At 62.6% G+C, this 17,813-nt stretch carries 15 protein-coding genes; 8 read left to right on the forward strand and 7 right to left on the reverse strand.

Annotated elements, in window-relative coordinates:
- Positions 1-191: 191 nt before the first annotated feature.
- The 6 genes from dusB to ACYASU_RS04440 all read left to right on the forward strand — a co-directional run bounded on the left by dusB (position 192) and on the right by ACYASU_RS04440 (position 8,240).
- Positions 192-1,205 (forward strand): tRNA dihydrouridine synthase DusB, encoded by a 1,014-nt coding sequence (dusB, locus tag ACYASU_RS04415; protein WP_122533752.1) that lies wholly within the window; start codon positions 192-194, stop codon positions 1,203-1,205.
- A complete protein-coding gene (gene fis / locus ACYASU_RS04420) occupies positions 1,202-1,522 on the forward strand; it encodes a DNA-binding transcriptional regulator Fis (RefSeq protein ID WP_007907419.1) in 321 nt (106 codons plus the stop codon). The genes dusB and fis overlap by 4 nt, the downstream gene beginning before the upstream one ends.
- 78 nt (positions 1,523-1,600) lie before the next feature.
- On the forward strand, positions 1,601-3,208 hold the full coding sequence (gene purH / locus ACYASU_RS04425; RefSeq protein ID WP_463582057.1) for a bifunctional phosphoribosylaminoimidazolecarboxamide formyltransferase/IMP cyclohydrolase: 1,608 nt from the start codon (positions 1,601-1,603) through the stop codon (positions 3,206-3,208).
- Between the two features lie 183 nt (positions 3,209-3,391).
- Entirely contained in the window at positions 3,392-4,687 is a 1,296-nt protein-coding gene (gene purD, locus ACYASU_RS04430) for a phosphoribosylamine--glycine ligase (RefSeq protein WP_463582058.1), read from the forward strand.
- A 93-nt stretch (positions 4,688-4,780) separates the two neighbouring features.
- Complete coding sequence (locus ACYASU_RS04435) at positions 4,781-7,576, forward strand: hybrid sensor histidine kinase/response regulator (protein ID WP_463582059.1); 2,796 nt, start codon at positions 4,781-4,783, stop codon at positions 7,574-7,576.
- 67 nt (positions 7,577-7,643) lie between these two features.
- On the forward strand, positions 7,644-8,240 hold the full coding sequence (locus tag ACYASU_RS04440; RefSeq protein ID WP_192173441.1) for a MarC family protein: 597 nt from the start codon (positions 7,644-7,646) through the stop codon (positions 8,238-8,240).
- Positions 8,241-8,359: 119 nt separating this feature from the next.
- Here ACYASU_RS04440 and ACYASU_RS04445 read toward each other — a convergent pair whose 3' ends face one another.
- The 7 genes from ACYASU_RS04445 to cobG form a co-directional block, all read right to left on the reverse strand.
- A complete protein-coding gene (locus tag ACYASU_RS04445) occupies positions 8,360-8,998 on the reverse strand; it encodes a hypothetical protein (protein WP_463582060.1) in 639 nt (212 codons plus the stop codon).
- Complete coding sequence (locus ACYASU_RS04450; RefSeq protein WP_463582061.1) at positions 8,995-9,699, reverse strand: hypothetical protein; 705 nt, start codon at positions 9,697-9,699, stop codon at positions 8,995-8,997. Before ACYASU_RS04450 ends, ACYASU_RS04445 begins: the two co-directional genes overlap by 4 nt.
- Positions 9,700-9,746: 47 nt before the next feature.
- A complete protein-coding gene (locus ACYASU_RS04455; RefSeq protein ID WP_463582062.1) occupies positions 9,747-10,547 on the reverse strand; it encodes a hypothetical protein in 801 nt (266 codons plus the stop codon).
- Positions 10,548-10,885: 338 nt separating this feature from the next.
- Positions 10,886-12,595: a precorrin-3B C(17)-methyltransferase gene (cobJ, locus tag ACYASU_RS04460; protein ID WP_463582063.1), complete on the reverse strand. Its 1,710-nt coding sequence runs from the start codon at positions 12,593-12,595 to the stop codon at positions 10,886-10,888.
- Positions 12,595-13,329: a precorrin-2 C(20)-methyltransferase gene (locus ACYASU_RS04465; protein ID WP_244655966.1), complete on the reverse strand. Its 735-nt coding sequence runs from the start codon at positions 13,327-13,329 to the stop codon at positions 12,595-12,597. The genes cobJ and ACYASU_RS04465 overlap by 1 nt, the downstream gene beginning before the upstream one ends.
- Positions 13,326-13,952 carry a precorrin-8X methylmutase gene (locus ACYASU_RS04470; protein WP_108119017.1) on the reverse strand — a complete coding sequence of 209 codons (627 nt, stop codon included), beginning with the start codon at positions 13,950-13,952 and terminating at the stop codon, positions 13,326-13,328. Before ACYASU_RS04470 ends, ACYASU_RS04465 begins: the two co-directional genes overlap by 4 nt.
- Entirely contained in the window at positions 13,945-15,297 is a 1,353-nt protein-coding gene (gene cobG / locus ACYASU_RS04475) for a precorrin-3B synthase (protein ID WP_463582064.1), read from the reverse strand. Before cobG ends, ACYASU_RS04470 begins: the two co-directional genes overlap by 8 nt.
- A gap of 208 nt (positions 15,298-15,505) precedes the next feature.
- Here cobG and cbiE point away from each other — a divergent pair, with 208 nt between their 5' ends.
- Positions 15,506-16,708: a precorrin-6y C5,15-methyltransferase (decarboxylating) subunit CbiE gene (gene cbiE / locus ACYASU_RS04480; RefSeq protein ID WP_463582065.1), complete on the forward strand. Its 1,203-nt coding sequence runs from the start codon at positions 15,506-15,508 to the stop codon at positions 16,706-16,708.
- Entirely contained in the window at positions 16,708-17,805 is a 1,098-nt protein-coding gene (locus ACYASU_RS04485; RefSeq protein WP_463582066.1) for a cobalt-precorrin-5B (C(1))-methyltransferase, read from the forward strand. Before cbiE ends, ACYASU_RS04485 begins: the two co-directional genes overlap by 1 nt.
- Positions 17,806-17,813 lie beyond the last annotated feature (8 nt).

Consider the following 17,813-nt stretch of genomic DNA (forward strand, 5'->3'; position numbering starts at 1 on the left):
CAATACCGGCCTAAACCTAACCGTTCGCGATAAGAACGGAACTGTTCAGATTTTATCCAATTCAGCCTTTATCCAGTCATCGAGAGCGGGTATCATGCCCACCCTTTTTCATACTCTGGGTCCCGTCTGAATTGGCGCTGAAGCACTTTTCGGACCAGACCTCGTGATTCGGCCCCACAACAGGTCACCCTATGTCGGCGGTACGCATCGGCCCTTACACATTGCAAAACGGCTTGATTCTCGCCCCGATGGCGGGTGTCACCGACCAGCCCTTCCGACAACTCTGTCGCCAGCTCGGCGCAGGCCTGGTGGTCTCGGAAATGGTCACCAGCGACATGAGCCTCTGGAACAGCCGCAAGTCGCGGTTGCGCATGATTCACGAAGGCGATCCCGAGCCACGCTCGGTACAGATCGCTGGCGGGGACCCGCAGATGCTTGCGGATGCAGCACGCGCCAACGTTGAACTCGGCGCGCAGATCATCGACATCAACATGGGTTGCCCGGCAAAAAAGGTCTGCAACAAGGCCGCTGGCTCGGCGCTGTTGAAAGATGAACAGTTAGTGACCGAAATCCTGCACGCGGTGGTCGCGGCAGTCGAGGTACCGGTCACGCTGAAGATTCGCACCGGCTGGGACCGGGCGAACAAGAACGGTCTGACCGTCGCCAGAATCGCCGAGCAAGCCGGCATTCAGGCACTGGCGGTGCACGGGAGAACCCGTGCCGATCTCTACACCGGTGAAGCCGAGTACGACACCATCGCCGCCATCAAGCAGGCGGTGTCCATCCCGGTGTTTGCCAACGGCGACATCGATTCACCGGAAAAGGCCCGCTACGTCCTCGACGCTACCGGCGCTGACGGGCTGTTGATTGGCCGGGCCGCCCAGGGGCGCCCATGGATTTTTCGCGAGATAGAACACTACCTGCAGACCGGGGAAAAACTTCCGGGCCTGCCCGTCGGTGAAGTGGAACGCATTCTGCTAGAGCACCTGGCTGCGCTTCACACGTTCTATGGCGACGTGATGGGCGTGCGAATCGCCCGCAAACACGTCGGCTGGTACCTCGCAACGTTGCCGGGCGCCCGGGAATTTCGCGCCCTTTTCAACCGTTTGGACGATACAGAAGCACAGTGCGCCAACGTTCGGGAGTTCTTTTCCCAGCGCGATAAATCCCGCCCGGCAGGGAACGAAGAAGAGGTGGCCGCATGACGATGATGACTGAGACTTTAGTGAGTGGAACAACACCCGTGAGCGACAACGTCAATTTGAAACAACACCTCAATACGCCGAGCGAAGAGGGTCAGACCCTGCGCGGAAGCGTCGAGAAGGCGTTGCACAACTACTTCGCTCATCTGGAAGGTGCGGCCGTCACTGATGTCTACAACCTGGTGCTCTCGGAAGTCGAGGCGCCGTTGCTCGAATGCGTGATGAACTACGTGAAGGGCAATCAGACCAAGGCCTCCGAGCTGCTGGGGCTGAACCGCGGCACCCTGCGCAAGAAACTCAAGCAGTACGACCTGCTGTAAGCATCCGAAAAACAAGCGACCTCACTTCAATGCGGTCGTTTTTTTTGCAAAATTCTTTTGCTTTTGATGGAAGTTGAGATGACCGACCAGACGACCCGCCTGCCGATCCGCCGCGCCTTGATCAGCGTATCCGACAAGACCGGCATCCTTGAATTCGCGCGTGAACTCGAAGCCCTCGGTGTCGAGATCCTCTCCACTGGCGGTACGTTCAAGCTGCTCAAGGAAAACGGCGTTGCCGCAGTAGAAGTCGCCGATTACACCGGGTTCGCTGAAATGATGGACGGCCGGGTCAAGACGCTGCACCCGAAAATCCACGGCGGCATCCTCGGCCGTCGCGGCATCGACGACGCCATCATGAGCGAACACGGCATCAAGCCGATCGACCTGGTCGCCGTGAATCTCTATCCGTTCGAAGCCACGGTTTCCAAGCCGGGCTGCGACCTGCCTACGGCCATCGAGAACATCGATATCGGCGGCCCGACCATGGTTCGCTCCGCCGCTAAAAACCACAAAGACGTCGCCATCGTCGTCAACGCCAGCGATTACACGAACGTGCTGGAAAGCCTCAAGTCCGGTGGACTGACTTACGCGCAGCGCTTCGATCTGATGCTCAAGGCTTTCGAGCACACCGCGGCCTACGACGGCATGATCGCCAACTACCTGGGCAGCGTTGACCAGTCCGCTGAAACCCTGAGCACCGAAGGCCGCAGCGAATTCCCGCGCACCTTCAACACTCAGTTCGTCAAGGCGCAGGAAATGCGCTACGGCGAGAACCCGCACCAGAGCGCGGCGTTCTACGTTGAAGCCAAGCCCGTCGAAGTGGGCATCGCCACCGCGACCCAGCTGCAAGGCAAAGAGCTTTCCTACAACAACGTCGCCGATACCGACGCGGCGCTTGAGTGCGTGAAGAGCTTCGTCAAACCCGCGTGCGTGATCGTCAAGCACGCCAACCCGTGCGGCGTTGCAGTAAGCCCGGATGCCGAAGGCGGGATTCGTCAGGCCTACGAACTGGCCTATGCCACCGACAGCGAATCGGCGTTCGGCGGCATCATCGCCTTCAACCGTGAACTGGATGCCGAGACGGCCAAGGCCATCGTCGAGCGTCAGTTCGTCGAAGTGATCATCGCCCCGAGCGTCAGCGCCGAAGCCCAGGCCATCATCGCCAGCAAAGCCAACGTGCGCCTGTTGACCAGCGGCCAGTGGGACGCCGAGCGCGCGCCGGCCTGGGATTACAAGCGCGTCAACGGTGGACTGCTGGTGCAGAGCCGCGACATCGGCATGATCGGCGCCGACGACCTGAAAGTGGTCACCCAACGTGCGCCGACCGAGCAGGAAGTCCACGACCTGATCTTCGCCTGGAAAGTCGCCAAGTACGTGAAGTCCAACGCCATCGTTTACGCCAAGAACCGCCAGACCATCGGCGTCGGCGCAGGCCAGATGAGCCGCGTGAACTCCGCGCGCATCGCGGCGATCAAGGCCGAACACGCCGGTTTGCAGGTGCAGGGCGCTGTCATGGCTTCCGATGCGTTCTTCCCGTTCCGCGACGGCATCGACAATGCGGCCAAGGTTGGCATCACCGCAGTGATCCAGCCAGGCGGCTCGATGCGCGACGCCGAGGTGATTGCGGCAGCGGACGAAGCAGGCATCGCGATGGTATTCACCGGCATGCGCCATTTCCGTCACTGATACGGTTTACGCTGTTGGCTTTTGTAGGACCGGCTTTAGCCGGGAAGGCGGCATGACTGACCCGACAGATGTGTCGGATGTACTGTCCTCTTCCCGGCTAAAGCCGGTCCCACAGTCTGCGTTCGGCGTTCCACACTGTTTGCCTTCGGATTTTTACGCGTTGTCGTTATTGAGGTTTTGGAAATGAATGTTTTGATCATTGGCAGCGGTGGCCGTGAACACGCTCTGGCCTGGAAGATCGCGCAGGACGCTCGTGTCGAGAAAGTCTTCGTCGCACCGGGCAATGCGGGTACTGCCACTGAAGCCAAGTGCGAAAACCTTGCCATCGACGTATTGGCGCTTGAGCAACTCGCCGACTTCGCCGAGAAGAACGTCGCCCTGACCATCGTCGGCCCGGAAGTGCCGCTGGTGGCCGGTGTTGTCGACCTGTTCCGCGCCCGTGGCCTGAACTGCTTCGGCCCGACCAGGGGCGCCGCGCAGCTGGAAGGCTCCAAGGCCTTCACCAAGGATTTCCTGGCGCGCCACGCTATTCCCTCCGCCGATTACCAGAACTTCACCGAGATCGAGCCGGCACTGGCGTACCTGCAAGAGAAAGGCGCACCGATCGTCATCAAGGCTGACGGCCTGGCCGCAGGCAAAGGCGTAATCGTCGCGATGACCCTTGCGGAAGCAGAAGACGCCGTGCGCGACATGCTGGCCGGTAATGCCTTCGGCGACGCAGGTTCACGCGTGGTGATCGAGGAATTCCTCGATGGCGAAGAAGCCAGCTTCATCGTCATGGTCGACGGCAAGAACGTGCTGCCCATGGCCACCAGCCAGGACCACAAACGCGTCGGCGACGGCGACAGCGGCCCGAACACGGGTGGCATGGGCGCATATTCCCCGGCCCCTGTGGTCACCGCCGAGGTTCACCAGCGCGTGATGGATCAGGTCATATGGCCGACCGTCAGGGGCATGGCTGCCGAGGGCAACATTTACACCGGTTTCCTCTATGCTGGTCTGATGATCGACAAGGCTGGCAACCCGAAAGTCATCGAGTTCAACTGCCGCTTTGGTGATCCGGAAACCCAGCCGGTCATGCTGCGTCTGCAGTCGAGCCTGGTATCGCTGGTTGAAGCCGCTCTGGCGCAAACGCTGGATACAGTGGATGCTCAGTGGGATCCGCGTCCGAGTCTGGGAATCGTACTGGCAGCCGGCGGTTACCCGGCCGACTACGCCAAGGGCGACGAGATTCACGGGCTGGATGCTGCGGCCGCGTTGCCGGGCAAAGTGTTCCACGCTGGCACCGCGTTGCAGGATGGCCGTATCGTGACCTCCGGCGGTCGCGTACTGTGCGCGACGGCCCTGGGCGACACCGTTGGCGATGCGCAGAAACAAGCGTACGAACTGGCGGCAAAGATTGACTGGAACGGTTGTTTCTACCGCAAGGACATTGGCTACCGCGCCATTGCCCGGGAACGCGGCGAAGATCTGGCGTGAGCCTCGGCCCGATCAGCGGCTCCTCCTTGAGTCGCTGATCGTTCATCCGGTGCCCCAGAGTTAAACAGGCTTCATTCACGAAGGGATTTCGCCGTGCGCTGGCTCAGGATTGCCACTCGTTTGACCGTCACATTGCTGACCCTGCTCTGTATATCCTCCGCCGCCGCCGAGGTCAGTGCAGGCTGGTCAACCCTTGTCGACGACCAGGCGAACCTGAACCTCAGCGACGTCCGCTCCCCCCACTATGAATCCCAGTTCAGCCCGGTCGAACTCGATCAAGTGCGCGCGACCAGCCGCGACGCCGCATTGTGGCTGCACTACCGCCTGCCCCCGACCACCCATGAGCAACTGGTGCGGATCTTCGCGCCCGACCTGGCGACGGTCGACATGTACGTGCTCGACGGCGACAGCCTGATCGATCATTCGCGCTCCGGTAACCGGGTGCCGCGCGGAGCCCAACCCCTGCCGTCACTGGACTTCCTGCTGCCGGTGCCCCAGAGCGACAAGCCCCTCGACCTGTATTTGCGTCTCAAATCCGAACAGGAACTGCGCCCGAACATCACTCTGCAGTCCGCCGTCACCAGTGCCGCAGACGAGCGCCGCCCCCTGCTGCTCGGCCTGTTCTTCGGTTCGCTGGCCATGCTGATCGTGCAGAACCTCACGCGCTTCGCCCAGTCCCGCTCGGTCAGTAGCTTGTGGCTGGCAGCGTGCGAGGCGTTTCTGGGGCTGAGCGCCTTACTGCTGCTCAACCTTCAGGCGCCATGGCTGCCGCGCTGGCATCTGGCGCAGACGCCGAGCGCTCACCTGGCTCTGCTGCTCGCCGCCGCGACAGGCCTGATGTACACGTACTGTTTCTTCATTCAGCGCGGGGTCGAGATGCTCAACCGGCTGCTGATGGGCGTGCTGCTGGTGGTCGGCTTTGGCGCTCTGCTGGTGCTGTTCGTTGAAACGCTGCCACTGAACATCATGACGTTCCTGCTGGTGGCATTGACCACGGTCAGCATCACCCTGGTGTCGATCTACCACCTGCAGAAGGGTTACTCCCCTGCCCGACCGTTTGTGATCGCCATGATCGCGTTCAATCTCGGCAACCTCGTGGTGCTGCCGGCCATGCTCTGGCTGACAAGCTTTCCCGCGCAGACGCTGATCATCGGGGTGTTGGCGGTGTTCTGCCTGTGCGGCCTGCTGATGAGCATTGCCCTCAGCGAACGTCATCGCAGCATCACCGAAGACAATTTCAGCATCAGCCGCGAACTGGCGGCCAGCACGGCAGAAATCAACGCCAAGGCCGAGTTTCTGGCGAAGATCAGTCACGAGATTCGCACCCCCATGAACGGCGTGCTGGGGATGACCGAGTTGCTGCTAGGCACGCCGCTGTCGGTCAAACAGCGCGATTACGTGCAGACCATTCACAGCGCCGGCAACGAACTGCTCACCCTGATCAACGAAATCCTCGACATCACCAAACTGGAGTCAGGGCAGATCGAGCTGGATGACGTGCAGTTCGACCTCAACGCGATGATCGAGGACTGCCTGAGTATCTTCCGCGCCAAGGCCGAGCAGCAAAGTGTCGAGCTGATCAGCTTCATTCAGCCCCAGGTGCCGCGCGTCATCAGCGGTGACCCGACACGCCTGCGGCAGACGCTGCTCAGTCTGCTGGAGAACGCCTTAAAGAAGACCGACGAGGGCGAGATCCTGTTGGTCGTCGCCCTCGACTCCCGCGGCGGCAAGCCACGGCTGCGCATCGCCGTGCAGGACAGCGGTACGCCGCTGACGCCCAAGGAACGCGACGCACTGCTGCACGCCGAGCTGCATAGCAAGAACTTCCTGGCTGCCAGCAAGGTCGGCGGTCACCTGGGGCTGGTCATTGCCCGACAGCTGATCCTGTTGATGAACGGTGAGTTCGGCATCCAGAGCGGCACCAATCAGGGCAGCACGCTGTGGCTGAGTCTGCCCCTTGATGCAGAACGACTGGAGCAGCCGCCCGCTGATCTGGACAGCCCGCTCAAAGGTGCGCGGGTTCTGGTCGTCGATGACAACGACACCTGCCGCAAGGTACTGGTCCAGCAGTGCAGCGCGTGGGGGCTGAACGTCAGCGCCGTGCCATCGGGCAAGGAAGCACTGGCGCTGCTGCGCACCAAGGCTCACTTGCGCGACTACTTCGATATCGTCTTGCTCGATCAGAACATGCCCGGCATGACCGGCATGCAACTGGCCGCCAAGATCAAGGAAGACCCGAGCCTGAACCACGACATTCTGTTGATCATGCTCACGGGTATCAGCAACGCGCCGAGCAAGGTCATCGCGCGCAATGCCGGGGTCAAACGCATCCTCGCCAAACCGGTCGCCGGGTATACGCTGAAGACCACACTGGCGGACGAGCTCAATCAGCGCAACAAAGGTAACGTGCCCTTCCCTGCGGTGCCGGGGCTGATCAGCGACATCGATGTGCCCAGCGATTTCCGCATTCTGGTCGCCGAGGACAACAGCATTTCCACCAAGGTCATTCGCGGCATGCTCGGCAAGCTCAACCTGCAGCCGGACACCGCCAGCAATGGCGAAGAGGCGCTGCTGGCGATGAAGACCCAGCGCTATGACCTGGTGCTGATGGATTGCGAAATGCCGATCCTTGACGGGTTCTCGGCCACACAGCAGTTCCGCGCCTGGGAAACCGGCAACCAGCGCATTCGCACCCCTGTGGTGGCGTTGACCGCGCATATCCTTGCGGAGCACAAGGATCGCGCGCGCCAGTCCGGGATGGACGGCCATATGTCCAAACCGGTGGAGCTGTCGCAGTTACGCGAGCTGGTCGAATACTGGGTGGAACAGCGTGCCCGGGATGAGGCGACGCGCGCCACCCGTGGCGAAGACCGCTACGAGCAAAACTGACCGCCAAGTGTCCGTGACGGGCTGATAGACTTGGCGCCGTCCCAGTCTGCTGCCATGAGCTCAAACCATGCTTCACGTGCTGTTCAGCGTTTACCTGAAGATGCTGGTGCTCTATAGCCCGTTCTTCGTCCTGTCCTGTTTCATTTCCCTGAGCCGCGGCTATTCGCGCAAGGAACGCCGGCAGCTGGCGTGGAAGATCGCCTTGGCGACCCTGGTGTCCAGCGTCTTGCTGTACCTGTTCGGGCGGGTGATTTTCGGGGTCTTCGGCATCACCGCCGACGCCTTCAGAATTGGCGCCGGCAGCGTGCTGTTCATCTCAGCCCTGGCCATGGCCCAGGGTAAATCCGGCGTGCAGACCGACAACGTGCAGCAGGACGTTGCGATCGTGCCGCTGACCATCCCCATCACCGTCGGCCCCGGCACCATTGGCGCACTGCTGGTCATGGGGATCAGCCAGCCCCATTGGGATGACAAACTCACTGCCATCGTCAGCATCGCGCTGGCCAGCCTGACGGTGGGCGTGATCCTTTATCTGTCCAACAGCATCGAGCGAATTCTGGGGGATCAGGGGCTACAGATTGTCAGCCGCCTGATGGGGTTGTTTGTGTGCGCACTCGCGGCCCAGATCATCTTCACGGGCATCAAGGGTTACCTGCTGACCTGATCTACAGGTGCGCGCGATTAGACGGGAATAGAGCCCATGAACACCATCACATCTGCAGCGTGGCACCCGACGTCTTCCCGGCTAAAGCCAGTCCTACAGGTGTACATCTGATGCCACGGTCAGATCGCGAATGTTTCAATGGCCCGCTCACCGTGAGCGGCAAGCTCACGGGCCACCGCGTCGCGATACCTGGCGTAATCGTCGCGATCGAACCGATACGCCCCGCCGGTGATACGTAATACCAGTTCAGCCCGTGACTGGCTCCAAAAGTCGAAATCGCGTGTGTCCACGGTGCCCGTCATGCTGATGCCGCACAGCAGCACGAGGGCGTGGCCAGCCGATGTTGCGACACATGGGATCACCTGAAAGCCTGCGAAGACGCTGTCGCCATCGCTGCGTTCAAAAAAATGAGCCGCGTTGCGCTCAATCTGCAGCGCTTTAAGTGAAGCCACGGCTTGTCGCGCCAGCAAAGCTGATCCTGCCGACTGGATGACGCCGAAACTGACGGCCTCAAGCTCCGAGGCAGAATTGATCACCATGGGCTGATGAACGATCGCGCTGGTCTTCGTGAGACCGCGTTGTTCCAGCCCCTTCCCGTAGCGATACGTCCAATACGTCGAGTTCTGTTCACGATTGACCTGACTGGCGACACGCTCGGCTCTCCACAGGCAATCAAACAGGTCGTCTCGGTCTTGACGATCCATGCCCGCCGATATCGATACCAGACTGTTGCCGACAATCGCGCCTGTAGCGTTCATGTTTCAGCCCTTTTCAAGGTACATACCTGGCCCGATCGCCGATCCTCCAGCGCCTGGGTGATCTTGGACCGCAATGGCGAGTACACCAGGTCCATCAGGCGCAGTGAGTAGAACCTCAGCTCGACATTGCCGATGATATTCGCCGTCTGCAGGGGCTCGAACAGAAAGTCCGGCTTCAGCAAAGGACCGTGGGTAAAGGTAACGAGGGCCATTGACAGCTCGCCGTTTGCGTCCAGAAAACCCAGCTGCAGCACCACTTTCTGGCCGTCCTGCGCGCCGCGTGGAATCCCGATGCGCACCGGCTCCAGCGCCTCGTTTGCCAAGAGCGCGACGGCTGGCTGATCCGGGTAGCTCAACACCGACTGCCAGACTGCGGACTCTGCCGCAAACATCAGCTCGGTGGGGATGAACGCCGGTCGGGTCTTCTTCAGCCATGCCCAGACTGAACCGGGCCCAAGTTGCGCAGCGGGCCAGGCAAATGCCTCGTGGGTTTTGAGCACCCAGCCGAAACGGGTAAACCCCGCCAGCCAGGTGTCGTTCCAGGCCGCAGTGGCCGTGAAGCGAGGGTGTTTCTTTGTGGCCGCAAGCTGCGTGTACAGAATGCAGTCGGCAGCGTCGCTTTTACGCTGTGCCGAGCACGCGCTGTGCATGGACAGCACGCAGCCTGCACTCACCTGCGTTTCGATCATTCCCTGATGCATGGCACATCTCCTTGAAAAGGAGGCGACTGGCGCCTCCTTCCCTTTGATTAGATCGCGAATTCGTCGATGGCAGACGCGGCACTGTCGCTCAGACGATCCTGGATCTTCTTGCGCAACGTCGCGTAAATACGCGTGTTCAACACCAGATGATCCTCGCCACGGAAGGCGCTGACCTGAGCACTGTTCCATTCCCAGAACAGCACGTTGGTGACGGTCGAGTCGGTGGAGAAGTTAACCGCGCCCATCGCCATGTTGATGGTGCCGTCGGTGGACTCGGTGCATGCGCCGATGCGGAAATTCGCGCCGGTGTGGGTCTTGGTCTGACGCTCGAACAGGCGCAACGGTTTGTCCTGGGCTTTCAGCGCTGCAACGGCGTCCCCGGCGACCTTGAGCATGGCGAAGGACGCAGGCCCTGGCAGCGCAGCGGCGGCAACAGCGGAGCCGAGAATTTCCAGCCCTGCCTGTTCCATGCTGAAGCGCTGATGTTTCGAGCGATAACGGGAGTAGCTCCAGTTGGTCGAAAACCAGCCCAGGGTCGCCAACACCTTGTTGAATCGGCCGTACCACTCCTGACTTTGCGTTTCCGCGCTGAACGCTTTGTTGGCAACCCGCGTGGCAAACAGGAAGGAGTCCATGACGTCCTCCTTGTTCTGCCGCGAAAAGCCTTCAGCAAAGGCCAACAGGTTGCTGCCGACGATCGCGGCCTGACTCGGAGTTTCCAGCAGACGCGGCGCGGGGGTCTCCATCGCCGAAACGTGCTCGATCAGCGAGTGACTGCAATTCGCCAGTTGGCACTGGTTGATGAAAGCGCTGCGTTCGGCGTCGGTCATATTTGCTTCGTGGTTCATTCGTTAATCCTTTAACTGAAGGTTGAGTCCGTCGTGGACACCTCCGAGATTAACGAACATTTGGACGTGCGCTAGCCGAGGGGCGGCAAGCGTTTTTGCCAATATCCAACCCTTGTTCCTACAGCATGGCAGCGCCCGCCCCTGAACCGGGAAGAGGAAAACTTCAAAGAATGCAGAGGGTTACGAGAGCCGGCGCCTATGGCAGCCGAATCAGGCGACGGAGGGTGTCGCCGACCGCCCGGCGTTTCCGCAGGGCATCGGCCCGGTTTCGCCCTCAACGCGCAGACAGGCCTGCCTCAGCTATCAGACAGATCCCACAGCGCAAACCGAACAGTCGCTCACACCGGCTTGGCGCCATACCAGCGCGGCGTGTAGACCCACGACTCACCATTGGTGCGCGGGAACACGCAGGTCAACGACGACCCCACCAGCACCATCGTGCGCATGTCGACGTGCTCCGGCCTCAGCTCGCCAAGCGTAATGACCCGCAACGTCTGCGCCGGCCGACCCACATCACGCCCCAGCGTCACCGGCGTCTCAGGGCTGCGATGCTGGCGCACGATTTCAAGCGCCCGCCCCAGCTGCCACGGACGGGAGCGCGAGATCGGGTTGTAGAACGCCAGCGCCAGATCGGCCTGACAGGCTAGATCCAGGCGCTTCTCGATGATCTCCCATGGCTTGAGGTTGTCCGACAGGGACATGACGCAGAAGTCGTGACCTAACGGCGCACCCGCCAGCGCCGCCGTCGCCAGCGAGGCAGACACCCCTGGAAGGATGTGCAGATCAACCCGGTGCCAGTCGGGATTATCCGATTCGTGCAGCGCTTCCAGCACCGCCGCGGCCATGGCGAACACGCCGGGGTCACCCGATGAAACCACCACCACCGAACGGCCTTCAGCGGCCAGTTCGAATGCATGCCGGGCGCGCAGCATTTCTTCGCGGTTGTCGGTGCAGTGCAGCACCTGGTCGGCGCGGAACGGCCCGGCCATGCGTACATAAGTCTCGTAGCCGAGCACGTCATTGGCGCGTGCGAGCTCGGCTTTAACAGCAGGAATCATGAAGTCAGTAGCGCCCGGGCCAAGCCCGATAACCGCCAGTCGTCCTCGTGCACAGCCGATCTGTTCAACTTCCAACGGCTGCGGCGCCACGGCAATGGCGATGCCCGCCGCCGGGGTCAACGGTGGCAACAATTGCGGCAGGACCTGCCGGGTCATGTCGGCGGGCGTACCGGCGGTGGTAAAACGCAACGGTACGCCCAGTGCGTCGGCAGCCGCGTGGAGCGCCGGATTGGCCATCTCGGCTTTGCTGGCCAGTAAACAGCCCAGCGCCTGCACGGCGATGCGCGAATCATGCAGCGCGGCTTTCACGGTATCGGCGGGATCTGCCAGATCACCGCTCACCGCCACCAGCACGTTGCGCGGGTAGATCAACAATTCGTGGTCGCTGGGTTCGCGCTCGTCATAGCCAACGTGAATCGCCAGCTGCGCCTGGTCGTCTTCAGGCAGCTGCGCCTGCGCCAGCCACGGCGCCGCGCCCTCGACGCGCACGCTTTCGCCCGACAGCAAATCGCTGACGAAGCGCTTGCCCAGCTCCAGATCGCCCAACGCGTAACCGGCAGGCGGATTGAGCAGGCAGGTGCCGAAGCGCAGCTCGCCACTGGTGGTAATGGCTGCTGAGGTGTTCAGCGCGGCGGCGATTTCCCGGGCCATGACATTGACGCCGCCCAAACCGCCTAGCAGCGGCACTACCGCGCTGCCATCCTCGGCGACAGCAAGCACCGGCGGTTCGACGCCCTTCTCAAGCAGCACGGGCGCCAGCGTGCGAATGACAATGCCCGCTGCGCACAGCGCGATGATCGGCGTGTCCTGCTGATAGAGCTGACGCAGCGTCGCGCCGAATTCCGAATAGCCGCGATCAGCGCCCTCGACACGTCCGGCGAGCCCGTAAATCAGCGCTTGCGGGTACATCTGCTGAATACGTCGTGCCGTCGCCAGCGCGCCTTTGCCCAGAATGACGATCGCCGGGGCCTTGATGCTGGTCGCGCCCATCAGCCTTGCCACCGTTCACCGGGGACAATGATCAGCGAGAAATACGGCGATGACATCGGGTCGACCTCGGCCAGCGGCACGATCTTCTGATTGGCCATGGTCGCGCGCTCGACGTACAGCGCGCGCTCGGCCAGCCCGGTTTCAACCAGCACCTGGCGCACTTTCGGCAGATTGCGCCCCAGCTTCATGATCACCGCAGCGTCGGCGTCCTCAAGCTTGCGTTTGAGTTCCTCGGCGGACAAAACGCCGGACAGCACTGAAAGGCTCTGATTGCGGTACACCAGCGGCGCACCCAGCACCGACGCACCGCCGAGCATCGAACAGACGCCCGGGATGACTTCGGCGTCGTAGTGATCGGCCAGACGATCGTGCAGGTACATGTAGGACCCGTAGAACATCGGGTCGCCTTCGCAGATCACCGCCACGTCGCGTCCAGCGTCCAGATGCGCCGCCAGATCAGCGCTGCAGCGGTCGTAGAAATCGCTGATCACTTGCTCGTAAGACATGTGAACGGGCAATGCCTCGGTGGTCACCGGGTACACCAGCGGCATCAGCGTCTGGGCCTGCTGTAAATGACCTTCAATGATGCCGAATGCGTTGCCCTTCTTGCCCTTGGCGACGAAGTACGCGACCACGGGCGATTCGCGCAGCAGGCGCAGCGCCTTGACGGTGATGAGTTCCGGATCACCCGGCCCCACGCCCAGGCCAATCAGACGACCCCGTGGTGCCATCATTCGATCTCCGTGGCGAGTGAGTTGACTGCCGCGGCGGCCATGGCGCTGCCACCACGACGACCCTGCATGATCACGTAGGGCACGCCGCGACTGTCGGCGGCGAGCATGTCCTTGGATTCAGCGGCGCCGACGAAACCTACCGGGAAGCCCAGGATCAGCGCAGGCTTGGGCGCGCCGGCATCAAGCATTTCCAGCAGATAAAACAGCGCAGTCGGCGCGTTGCCGATCACCACGACCGCCCCTTCCAGGTGCGGCCGCCACAGCTCCAGCGCCGCCGCCGAGCGGGTGTTGCCCAGCTCACGGGCCATCTCGGGCACGCGTTCGTTTTTCAGGGTGCAGATCACTTGATTATTGGCGGGCAGGCGCGTGCGTGTGACCCCCTCGGCGACCATGTGCGCGTCACACAGAATCGGCGCCCCGGCCGCCAGCGCGCGGCGGCCGGCCGTGCCCGCACCGGGGGAGAAGCGCAGGCCCTCGACCGCATCGACCATGCCGCAGGCGTGAATCACCCGAACGGCGAGTTTTTCCAGGTCGGCCGGGATGGAATCGAGCCGGGCTTCGGCACGAATGATCGCGAAGGAGTTACGGTAGATCTCCTGGCCGTCGCGGATGTAATCAATCATCGGTGTCGCTCCGTGAGTCGGCGGTCAACAACGCGCCGACTGCTTCAATAGTGAGGTCACGTGCATGCAGATTGCCGAATCCGGACATTTCTGCATGACGAAAATAAAGGTCGTACCGACCGGGCGACGCTGCCAGCAAGGTCACCGGCATCACGTGCGCAGCGGCGCATGAACGCGCGCAGCCGGACAGATGCACTGCGCGGCTGATGGCGTTTTCTTGCAGCAGTGCGGCCAGATGCAGGGCATCGGCCTTGGTGTCCGCCAGCCCTTTCGCGCAGGCAGCGGAGCCGGTGCAGGCGACGATTTTCGACAGCGACTGAGCGGCATCGACGAGCAAACCCGCCTGGCTCAAGCCTTCCATCACGGTCACCGAATGGCCTGCCGGGACATTGCGCAGCATGAGGCTTTGCCAGGGGGTCATGCACAACTGACCGTCGCCGAACTCGATCGCCAGTCGGGCGGCTTCGCGCAACATGGACGGTCGCAAACGACCCAACGGCACGCCTGCGCCCACGGCCACGATGCCGGCTGTTGCCTGGGAATACGTGCCGATGTGCGCGAAAGACCGGGTAGGCGAACGCCGCCAATCGGTTACTTTTTGCTCAATCACCAGTCGCTGCGGCAAATGCGCGGCGACGTGTTCGATGAGTCGCGCAACGGGCACTTCTTTCAACAGATCACGCATGCGGGCATGTTCGGGGCGAGCGAGATTCAGAAAGGTTTCCAGCACCGCGACCACCAATGCGTGCGCTGCGTCCGGCGCCACTGCGGCCACCGGCGAATCGGTGGCCGGGCAACCCGCGAATCCAAATCCCAGCAGCGTCTGGCCATCGACCTGCAACGGGGACAGCCAGAGGTCATGGGGATGCTCGAGCATCGCCAACCCCTCGCCGCCGTCCAGCGACAGCGCGAACTTGGGCGACAGCTCATGGAAACGCGGGTGGTGCTCAAGGGAATGCAGAATCTGCCCGGCCAGCGGACGCACGTCGAGCATCTGCTGCGGATCAATGCCTGCGGTCGGGCTGAGCATCAGGTTGCGCACGTCGTCACTGGCAGGATTGCTCGGCCCCAGACCGGCATCGAGCAGGCTGGCAATCAGCCCGTCGTGGTCGGCGCCGATGCCGCGAATCTGCAGATTGCCGCGGTTGGTCGCCTCGATCACGCCACCTGCGAACCCCTCGGCGGCATCTGCCACGGCCATCGCCTGTTCCGCTGAAAGCACCCCGCCCGGCAGCTTGATCCGGCAGATGCCGCCATCCAGCGCCGGGACGATACGCAGCAACCCCGGGCAGGCCGAGGGGCGAATGGGCGTAGCGGATGGGCGAGCAGACAACGGCTCGGTCAAAGGATCACCTGGTGCGAACGGGCGGACGCGTAGAGAAACGAAAAGTTACAGGGGCCGTATTATGCCTGCTTTGGCCGTTGCCATGAAAAGACGCTCTGTCGGATTCACAAACCCGTACGAACCGGGCCCGTCGGCGCGGTATCATGCCGGCCACTTTTACAGGCCGAGCAGGCGGGCCTGTTGCACGCAATCGGGTTGAGGGCAATTCATGTCGCCGTGGCTGACAGTCGTGGGAATCGGTGAGGACGGCTATAAAGGCCTGGGCCGAAACGCTCGGCACGCGCTGTTGCAAGCGCGGCAGGTGTTCGGCGGCCCGCGGCAACTGGCCTTGTTGCCACCGTGCATTCAGGCCGAGCAGCGCCAATGGCCCAGTCCGTTTGCCCTGAGCACGGTGCTGGAACAACGCGGCGCCCCGGTCTGCGTGCTGGCCAGCGGCGACCCCATGTTGTTCGGCGTCGGCGCGAGCCTGTCGAAATACGTTCCCCTCGATGAGATGCGGGTGATCCCTGCGCCGTCGTCTTATTCCCTGGCAGCCGCGCGTCTGGGTTGGGCGCTGCAGGACGTCGTCACGCTGTCGGTGGTCGCCCGCCCGGTTGCCGCGTTGAATGCGCACTTGCAACACGGCCTGCGCCTGCTGGTGCTGAGCAACGACGGTTCGAGCCCGGCGGCCATCGCGGCACAGCTGAGCAAGCGCGGGTTTGGGCCAAGCCCCATGATCGTCCTCGAACATTTGGGCGGCCCTGCCGAACGACAGATCGAGGGCACCGCCGGCGAGTGGAACGCCACGGACATCGCTGCGCTGAACCTGGTCGCCATCGAATGCCGTGCCCAGCCCGATGCGCTGCGCCTGTCGCCGCTGGGCGGTTTGCCGGACGAGGCGTTTCGGCACGACGGCCAGCTGACCAAGCGCGATGTGCGCGCGATTACTCTGGCCCGTCTCGCGCCCGTACCCGGTGAATTGCTGTGGGACGTGGGCGCGGGCTGCGGCTCCATCGGCATCGAGTGGATGCGCGCGCACCCGACCTGCCGCGCCATCGCCGTCGAGGCCGATGAGGGCCGGCAACACTTGATCGAATTCAATCGCGATGCGCTGGGTGTGCCCGGCCTTCAACTGATTCGCGGACGAGCGCCCGATGGCCTTGAAGGCCTTGAGCAACCGGATGCCATTTTCATCGGCGGCGGCGTGACGCGCGAAGGTGTGCTGCACGCGTGCTGGGAAAACCTGCGCTCCGGCGGCCGTTTAGTGGCCAATGCCGTCACGCTGCAAAGCGAAGCGATGCTGATGAACTGGCGGGAGCAATATGGCGGCGAACTGACGCGCATTCATCTGGCCCACGCCAAACCGCTGGGCGAATTCGACACCTGGCGTCAGGCGCTGCCGATCACGCTGCTCGAAGCGATCAAACCCTGATGCGCGACGAGACCGCCGAACAACCCGCTCCGCTGCGCAGCGGCTTGACCACCGGCAGTTGCGCCACGGCGACGTCCCTCGCTGCTGCGCGCCTGTTGCTGGCCGGCGAAACCAACGATGCGATCGAAATCACGCTGCCCAAAGGCAAGTGCGTGCAGATGCGCCTGGAATTCTGCCGCCTGATTGCGGGCGGCGCCGAGGCCGGCACGCTCAAGGATGCCGGGGACGATCCAGACGTGACCCATGGCGCGCTGGTGTCTGCCCAGGTCAGGCTGATCCCTGAGCCGGGCGTGCGTTTTGTCGCGGGCGAAGGGGTCGGCACCGTTACCCGCCCGGGCCTGGTGCTGGGAGTCGGCGAGCCGGCGATTAATCCGGTGCCGCGCAGGATGATGGCCGAACACCTCACGCAACTGGCCCATGAGGTCGGCTATGGCGGCGGGTTTGAAGTGACGGTCTGCGTCGAAAACGGCAGCGAACTGGCGTTGAAAACCATGAACCCGCGACTGGGGATTCTTGGCGGGCTGTCGATTCTGGGCACCAGCGGCATCGTTCGGCCCTTCTCCTGCGCGGCGTACATCGCGTCGATCCACCAAGGCATCGACGTTGCGCGCACCAATGGTTATCAGCACATCGCCGCTTGCACCGGCAACGCCAGCGAAGACACGATGCGTCGGGTGTATCAGATCCCCGACATCGCGCTGATCGAGATGGGGGATTTTGTCGGCGCCGTGCTCAAGCACATGCGCAAAACCCCGGTAGAACGGCTCAGTGTCTGCGGCGGCTTCGGCAAGATCAGCAAGCTGGCGGCCGGCCACATGGACCTGCACAGCCGCCACTCCAGCATCGACCTGGTTCAGCTCGCGCAATGGGCCGCCGATGTGGGCGCCGATGCCGAGCTGCAACAGAACATTCGCGAGGCCAACACCAGTCAGCAAGCGCTGGCCATGGCCTCCGCCTTCGGCATCGCGCTGGGTGATGCGGTGTGTCAGCACGCGCTGAATTTCGCCCGCAGCGTGGTGCCGGCGCAGGTTCAGGTCGAGGTTTTTGCCATCGACCGGCAAGGCGGGATTGTCGGGCATGCGGGGGGCTTCGTTTGAAAAAGGCA

This window comes from Pseudomonas sp. HP_12 (genome assembly GCF_055283955.1).

Coding starts and splice junctions, on each gene's coding strand:
- fis (WP_007907419.1), top strand. CDS start 1,202: ATGACGATGATGACTGAGACTTTAGTGAGTGGAACAACACCCGTGAGC.
- cbiE (WP_463582065.1), top strand. CDS start 15,506: ATGTCGCCGTGGCTGACAGTCGTGGGAATCGGTGAGGACGGCTATAAA.
- ACYASU_RS04450 (WP_463582061.1), bottom strand. CDS start 9,699: ATGCATCAGGGAATGATCGAAACGCAGGTGAGTGCAGGCTGCGTGCTG.
- ACYASU_RS04470 (WP_108119017.1), bottom strand. CDS start 13,952: ATGATTGATTACATCCGCGACGGCCAGGAGATCTACCGTAACTCCTTC.
- ACYASU_RS04440 (WP_192173441.1), top strand. CDS start 7,644: ATGCTTCACGTGCTGTTCAGCGTTTACCTGAAGATGCTGGTGCTCTAT.
- ACYASU_RS04465 (WP_244655966.1), bottom strand. CDS start 13,329: ATGATGGCACCACGGGGTCGTCTGATTGGCCTGGGCGTGGGGCCGGGT.
- ACYASU_RS04455 (WP_463582062.1), bottom strand. CDS start 10,547: ATGAACCACGAAGCAAATATGACCGACGCCGAACGCAGCGCTTTCATC.
- purD (WP_463582058.1), top strand. CDS start 3,392: ATGAATGTTTTGATCATTGGCAGCGGTGGCCGTGAACACGCTCTGGCC.
- ACYASU_RS04485 (WP_463582066.1), top strand. CDS start 16,708: ATGCGCGACGAGACCGCCGAACAACCCGCTCCGCTGCGCAGCGGCTTG.
- cobJ (WP_463582063.1), bottom strand. CDS start 12,595: ATGGGCGCGACCAGCATCAAGGCCCCGGCGATCGTCATTCTGGGCAAA.
- ACYASU_RS04445 (WP_463582060.1), bottom strand. CDS start 8,998: ATGAACGCTACAGGCGCGATTGTCGGCAACAGTCTGGTATCGATATCG.
- dusB (WP_122533752.1), top strand. CDS start 192: ATGTCGGCGGTACGCATCGGCCCTTACACATTGCAAAACGGCTTGATT.
- purH (WP_463582057.1), top strand. CDS start 1,601: ATGACCGACCAGACGACCCGCCTGCCGATCCGCCGCGCCTTGATCAGC.